Source organism: Glaciimonas soli, from assembly GCF_009497155.1.
GTDB lineage: Bacteria > Pseudomonadota > Gammaproteobacteria > Burkholderiales > Burkholderiaceae_D > Glaciimonas > Glaciimonas soli.
Genome location: NZ_WINI01000021.1, coordinates 1 through 7,707 on the forward strand (window position 1 = coordinate 1; position 7,707 = coordinate 7,707).

Annotated in this window: 1 protein-coding gene; it reads right to left on the minus strand. The window is 54.4% G+C overall.

The window, feature by feature from the left end; translation table 11 throughout:
- On the minus strand, positions 1–7,503 hold a 7,503-nt coding region (locus GEV47_RS19905; RefSeq protein ID WP_456071358.1), incomplete at its 3' end, for an ESPR-type extended signal peptide-containing protein.
- Between the last annotated feature and the right edge of the window lie 204 nt (positions 7,504–7,707).

Sequence of the window (7,707 nt, forward strand, 5' to 3'; positions counted from 1 at the left end):
CAGCGACGTCACATTGCTATTCGTCGTGCTCAGACCGGTCGACAACGATGTCACATTGCTGCTAAACGTACTCATGCCGGTGGACAGCGATGTGATGCCAGTCGATGCCGAACTCGACAGCGACGTCACATTGCTATTCGTCGTGCTCAGACCGGTCGACAACGATGTCACATTGCTGCTGAACGTACTCATGCCAGTCGACAGCGATGTGATGCCAGTCGATGCTGAAGTTGACAACGACGTTACGTTGCTGTTAGTGGTACTCAAACCAGTCGACAACGACGTTACATTACTGTTGATCGTGCTCAGCCCGGTCGACAATGAAGTGATACCGGTCGAAGTCGAAGTCGATAGCGAAGTCACGTTGCTATTCGTTGCGCTCAGACCGGTCGACAACGAGCCGATGTTGCTGGCATTGGTGCTGATACCGGTTGAAGTCGAAGTCGACAGCGAACTCACATTGCTGTTGGTCGTGCTCAGACCAGTCGATGCCGAGGTCGACAGCGAAGTGATGCTGGTCGAAGTCGAGGTCGACAACGAAGCGATACCGGTCGATGCTGAAGTCGACAGCGATGTCACGTTGCTGTTGGTGGTGCTCAAACCAGTCGACAACGATGTCACATTGCTGTTAGTCGTACTCAGACCGGTCGACAATGATGTCACGTTACTATTGGTAGTGCTCAAGCCAGTCGACAGCGAAGTGATACCGGTCGAGGTCGAGGTCGACAGCGAAGTGATGCCAGTCGATGCCGAAGTCGATAACGATGTCAGGTTGCTGTTGGTCGTGCTCAAGCCAGTCGACAACGATGTCACGTTGCTATTCGTTGCGCTCAGACCGGTCGACAATGAGCCGATGTTGCTGGCATTGGTGCTGATACCCGTTGAAGTCGAAGTCGACAGCGAACCCACATTGCTGTTGGTCGTGCTCAGACCAGTCGATGCCGAGGTCGACAGCGAAGTGATGCTAGCTGAAGTCGAGGTCGACAACGAAGTGATGCTGGTCGAAGCCGAGGTCGACAGCGAAGCGATACCGGTCGATGCTGAAGTCGACAGCGATGTCACGTTGCCGTTGGTGGTGCTCAAACCAGTCGACAACGATGCCACATTGCTGTTGGTCGTACTCAGACCAGTCGACAATGATGTCACGTTACTATTGGTAGTGCTCAAGCCAGTCGACAGCGAAGTGATACCGGTTGAAGTCGAGGTCGACAGCGAAGCGATGCCGGTTGAAGCCGAGGTCGACAACGAAGCGATACCGGTCGATGCCGAAGTCGATAACGATGTCAGGTTGCTGTTGGTCGTGCTCAGACCAGTCGACAATGATGTCACGTTGCTATTGATGGTGCTTAAGCCAGTCGATAGCGAAGTGATACCGGTCGACGTCGAGCTCGACAGCGAAGCGATGCTGGTCGAAGTCGAAGTCGACAGCGAAGTGATGCCGGTCGAAGTCGAGGTTGACAGTGAAGCGATGCCGCTCGATGTCGAGGTTGACAGCGAAGCGATGCCGCTCGATGTCGACGTCGATAGCGAAGTCACGTTGCTATTGGTGGTGCTCAAGCCAGTCGACAACGATGTCACGTTGCTATTCGTTGTGCTCAAACCGGTCGACAGTGAACCAATGTTGCTGGCGTTGGTACTAATGCCCGTTGAAGTCGAAGTCGACAGCGAACCCACATTGCTGTTGGTCGTGCTCAGACCAGTCGACAATGATGTCACGTTGCTATTGATGGTGCTCAAGCCAGTCGATAGCGAAGTGATACCGGTCGAAGTCGAAGTCGACAGCGACGTCACGTTACTGTTGGTCGTGCTCAGGCCAGTCGATACGGAGGTCGACAACGATGTCACGTTGCTATTTGTTGCGCTCAAGCCAGTCGACAGTGAAACGATGCCAGTCGATGCCGAGGTCGACAGCGAAGTGATACCGGTCGAAGTCGAGGTCGACAGTGAAGCGATACCGGTCGAAGTCGAGGTCGACAGTGATGCGATGCCGGTCGATGCCGAAGTCGACAACGACGTCACGTTGCTGTTGGTCGTGCTCAAGCCAGTTGACAACGATGTCACGTTGCTATTCGTTGCGCTCAGACCGGTCGACAGTGAACCGATGTTGCTGGCATTGGTGCTGATACCGGTTGAAGCCGAAGTCGACAGCGAACCCACATTGCTGTTGGTCGTGCTCAGGCCAGTCGATACCGAGGTCGACAATGAAGTGATGCTGGTCGATGCCGAGGTCGACAGCGACACGATGCCGGTCGATGCCGAGGTCGACAACGATGTCACGTTGCTATTCGTTGTGCTCAATCCAGTCGATAGCGAAGTGATACCGGTCGACGCCGAAGTCGATAGCGACGTCACGTTACTGTTGGTCGTGCTCAAGCCAGTTGACAGCGATGTCACGTTGCTATTGGTGGTGCTCAGGCCAGTCGACAACGATGTGATACCGGTCGAAGTCGAGGTCGACAGCGACACGATGCCAGTCGATGCAGAGGTCGATAGCGAAGTCAGGTTGCTATTCGTTGTGCTCAGACCAGTCGACAGCGAAGCGATGCCAGTCGATGCCGAGGTCGACAACGACGTCACGTTGCTGTTGGTCGTGCTCAAGCCAGTCGATACCGAGGTCGACAATGAAGTGATGCTGGTCGAAGTCGAGGTCGACAGCGACACGATGCCGGTCGATGCAGAAGTCGACAACGATGTCACGTTGCTGTTGGTCGTGCTCAAGCCGGTTGACAACGAGGTCACGTTGCTATTGGCGGTGCTCAAGCCAGTCGATAGCGAAGTGATACCGGTCGAAGTCGAGGTCGACAGTGAAGTGATACCAGTCGATGCCGAGGTCGACAACGACGTCACGTTGCTGTTGGTCGTGCTCAAGCCAGTTGACAACGATGTCACGTTGCTATTCGTTGCGCTCAGACCGGTCGACAGTGACCCGATGTTGCTGGCATTGGTGCTGATACCGGTTGAAGTCGATGTCGACAGCGAACCCACATTGCTGTTGGTCGTGCTCAGACCAGTCGATGCCGAGGTCGACAGTGAAGTGATGCTGGTCGAAGTCGAGGTCGACAGCGAAGTGATGCTGGTCGAAGTCGAGGTCGACAGCGAAGCGATGCCAGTCGATGCCGAGGTCGACAGCGACGTCACGTTGCTATTCGTTGTGCTCAAACCAGTTGATAGCGAAGTGATACTGGTCGAAGTCGAAGTCGACAGCGAAGCGATGCCAGTCGATGCCGAGGTCGACAACGACGTCACGTTGCTGTTGGTCGTACTCAAGCCAGTTGACAACGATGTCACGTTGCTATTCGTTGCGCTCAGACCGGTCGACAGTGAACCGATGTTGCTAGCGTTGGTGCTGATACCGGTTGAAGTCGAAGTCGACAGCGAACCCACATTGCTGTTGGTCGTGCTCAGGCCAGTCGATACCGAGGTCGACAATGAAGTGATGCTGGTCGAAGCCGAGGTCGACAGCGACACGATGCCGGTCGATGCAGAAGTCGACAACGATGTCACGTTGCTATTCGTTGTGCTCAAACCAGTCGATAACGAAGTGATACCGGTCGATGCCGAAGTCGATAGCGACGTCACGTTGCTGTTGGTCGTGCTCAAGCCGGTTGATAACGATGTCACGTTGCTATTGGTGGTGCTCAAGCCAGTCGATAGCGAAGTGATACCGGTCGAAGTCGAAGTCGACAACGAAGTAATGCCAGTCGATACCGAGGTCGACAACGACGTCACGTTGCTGTTGGTAGTGCTCAAGCCAGTCGACAACGATGTCACATTGCTATTCGTTGCGCTCAGACCGGTCGACAATGAACCGATGTTGCTGGCATTGGTGCTGATACCCGTTGACGTCGAAGTCGACAGCGAACCCACATTGCTGTTGGTCGTGCTCAGACCAGTTGATAGCGAAGTGATACCGGTCGAAGTCGAAGTCGACAGCGAAGCGATGCCAGTCGATGCCGAGGTCGACAACGACGTCACGTTGCTGTTGGTCGTGCTCAAGCCAGTTGACAACGATGTCACGTTACTATTGGTGGTGCTCAAGCCAGTCGATAGCGAAGTGATACCGGTCGAAGTCGAGGTCGACAGCGACACGATGCCAGTCGATGCAGAGGTCGACAGCGAAGTCACGTTGCTATTCGTTGTGCTCAGACCAGTCGAAGTCGAGGTCGACAGCGAAGTGATGCCAGTCGATGCCGAGGTCGACAACGACGTCGCGTTGCTGTTGGTAGTGCTCAAGCCAGTCGACAACGATGTCACGTTACTATTCGTTGTGCTCAAGCCAGTTGACAGCGATGTCACGTTGCTATTGGCGGTGCTCAAGCCAGTCGACAGCGAAGTGATACCGGTCGAAGTCGAGGTCGACAGCGAAGTGATGCCAGTCGATGCCGAGGTCGACAACGATGTCACGTTGCTGTTGGTCGTGCTCAAGCCAGTTGACAACGATGTCACGTTACTATTGGCGGTGCTCAAGCCAGTCGATAGCGAAGTGATACCGGTCGAAGTCGAAGTCGACAGCGAAGTGATACCGGTTGACAGCGAAGTGATGCCGGTCGAAGTCGAGGTCGATAGTGAAGCGATACCGGTCGAAGTCGAAGTTGACAACGAAGTAATGCCAGTCGATGCCGAGGTCGACAACGACGTCACGTTGCTGTTGGTCGCGCTCAAGCCAGTCGACAACGATGTCACGTTGCTATTCGTTGCGCTCAGACCGGTCGACAGTGAACCGATGTTGCTGGCATTGGTGCTGATACCGGTTGAAGTCGAGGTTGACAGCGAAGCGATGCTGGTCGAAGTCGAAGTCGACAGCGAAGTGATACCGGTTGACAGCGAAGTGATGCCGGTCGAAGTCGAGGTCGATAGTGAAGCGATACCGGTCGAAGTCGAAGTCGACAACGAAGTAATGCCAGTCGATGCCGAGGTCGACAACGATGTCACGTTGCTGTTGGTCGTGCTCAAGCCAGTTGACAACGATGTCACGTTACTATTGGTGGTACTCAAGCCAGTCGATAGCGAAGTGATACCGGTCGAAGTCGAAGTCGACAGCGAAGTGATACCGGTTGACAGCGAAGTAATGCCGGTCGAAGTCGAGGTCGATAGTGAAGCGATACCGGTCGAAGTCGAAGTCGACAGCGAAGTGATACCGGTTGACAGCGAAGTGATGCCGGTCGAAGTCGAGGTCGATAGTGAAGCGATACCGGTCGAAGTCGAAGTTGACAACGAAGTAATGCCAGTCGATGTCGATGTCGACAACGACGTCACGTTGCTGTTGGTCGTGCTCAAGCCAGTCGACAACGATGTCACGTTGCTATTCGTTGCGCTCAGACCGGTCGACAGTGAACCGATATTACTGGCATTGATGCTGATACCGGTCGAAGTCGAGGTTGACAGCGAAGCGATGCTGGTCGAAGTCGAAGTCGACAGCGAAGTGATACCGGTTGACAGCGAAGTGATGCCGGTCGAAGTCGAGGTCGATAGTGAAGCGATACCGGTCGAAGTCGAAGTCGACAACGAAGTGATGCCAGTCGATGCCGAGGTCGACAACGACGTCACGTTGCTATTGGTGGTGCTCAAACCAGTCGACAACGATGTGATACCGGTCGAAGTCGAGGTTGATAGTGAAGCGATACCGGTTGAAGTCGAAGTCGACAACGACGTCACGTTGCTGTTGGTCGTGCTCAAGCCAGTCGATAGCGAAGTGATACCGGTTGAAGTCGAGGTCGACAGCGAGGTGATGCCAGTTGACAGCGAAGTAATGCCGGTTGACAGCGAAGTGATGCCGGTCGAAGTCGAAGTCGACAACGAAGTAATGCCCGTCGATGCCGAGGTCGACAACGATGTCACGTTGCTGTTGGTCGTGCTCAAGCCCGTTGACAACGATGTCACGTTACTATTCGCTGCGCTCAGACCGGTCGACAGTGAACCGATGTTGCTGGCATTGGTGCTGATACCGGTCGAAGTCGAGGTTGACAGCGAAGCGATGCTGGTCGAAGTCGAAGTCGACAGCGAAGTGATGCCAGTCGATGCCGAGGTCGACAACGAGGTCACGTTGCTGTTGGTCGTGCTCAAGCCAGTTGACAACGATGTCACATTGCTATTGGTGGTGCTCAAACCAGTCGACAACGATGTGATACCGGTCGAAGTCGAGGTCGATAGTGAAGCGATACCGGTTGAAGTCGAAGTCGACAGCGAACCCACATTGCTGTTGGTCGTACTCAGGCCAGTCGATGCCGAGGTCGACAGTGAAGTGATACTGGTCGAAGTCGAGGTCGACAGCGAAGCGATGCCAGTCGATGCCGAGGCCGACAACGATGTCACGTTGCTATTCGTTGTGCTCAAACCAGTTGATAGCGAAGTGATACCGGTCAAAGTCGAAGTCGACAGCGAAGCGATGCCAGTCGATGCCGAGGTCGACAACGATGTCACGTTGCTATTCGTTGTGCTCAAACCAGTCGATAGCGAAGTGATACCGGTTGAAGTCGAAGTCGACAGCGAACCCACATTGCTGTTGGTCGTGCTCAGGCCAGTCGATGCCGAGGTCGACAGTGAAGTGATGCTGGTCGATGCAGAAGTCGACAACGATGTCACGTTGCTGTTGGTCGCGCTCAGACCAGTCGACAGCGAAGTGATACCGGTTGACAGCGAAGCGATACCGGTCGAAGTCGAAGTCGACAACGAAGTAATGCCAGTCGATGCCGAGGTCGACAACGATGTCACGTTGCTATTCGTTGCGCTCAGACCGGTCGACAATGAACCGATGTTACTGGCATTGGTGCTGATACCGGTTGAAGTCGAGGTTGACAGCGAAGCGATGCTGGTCGAAGTCGAAGTCGACAGCGAAGTGATACCGGTTGACAGCGAAGTGATGCCGGTCGAAGTCGAGGTCGATAGTGACGAGATACCGGTCGAAGTCGAAGTCGACAACGAAGTGATGCCAGTCGATGCAGAAGTCGACAACGACGTCACGTTGCTGTTGGTCGTGCTCAAGCCAGTTGACAACGATGTCACATTGCTATTGGTGGTGCTCAAACCAGCCGACAACGAAGTGATACCGGTCGAAGTCGAGGTCGATAGTGAAGCGATACCGGTTGAAGTCGAAGTCGACAACGATGTCACGTTGCTGTTGGTCGTGCTCAAGCCAGTTGACAACGATGTCACGTTACTATTGGTGGTGCTCAAGCCAGTCGATAGCGAAGTGATACCGGTTGAAGTCGAGGTCGACAGCGAGGTGATGCCGGTTGACAGCGAAGTGATGCCGGTCGAAGTCGAAGTCGACAACGAAGTAATCCCAGTCGATGCTGAGGTCGACAACGACGTCACGTTGCTGTTGGTCGTGCTCAAGCCAGTTGACAACGATGTCACGTTACTATTCGTTGCGCTCAGACCGGTCGACAGTGAACCGATGTTGCTGGCATTGGTGCTGATACCCGTTGAAGTCGAAGTCGACAGCGAACCCACATTGCTGTTAGTCGTACTCAGGCCAGTCGATGTCGAAGTCGACAGTGACATGATGCTGGTCGAAGTCGAGGTCGACAGCGACGTCACATTGCTATTCGTCGTGCTCAGACCGGTCGACAACGATGTCACATTGCTGCTGAACGTACTCATGCCAGTCGACAGCGATGTGATGCCAGTCGATACCGAACTCGACAGCGACGTCACATTGCTATTCGTCGTGCTCAGACCGGTCGACAACGATGTCACATTGCTGCT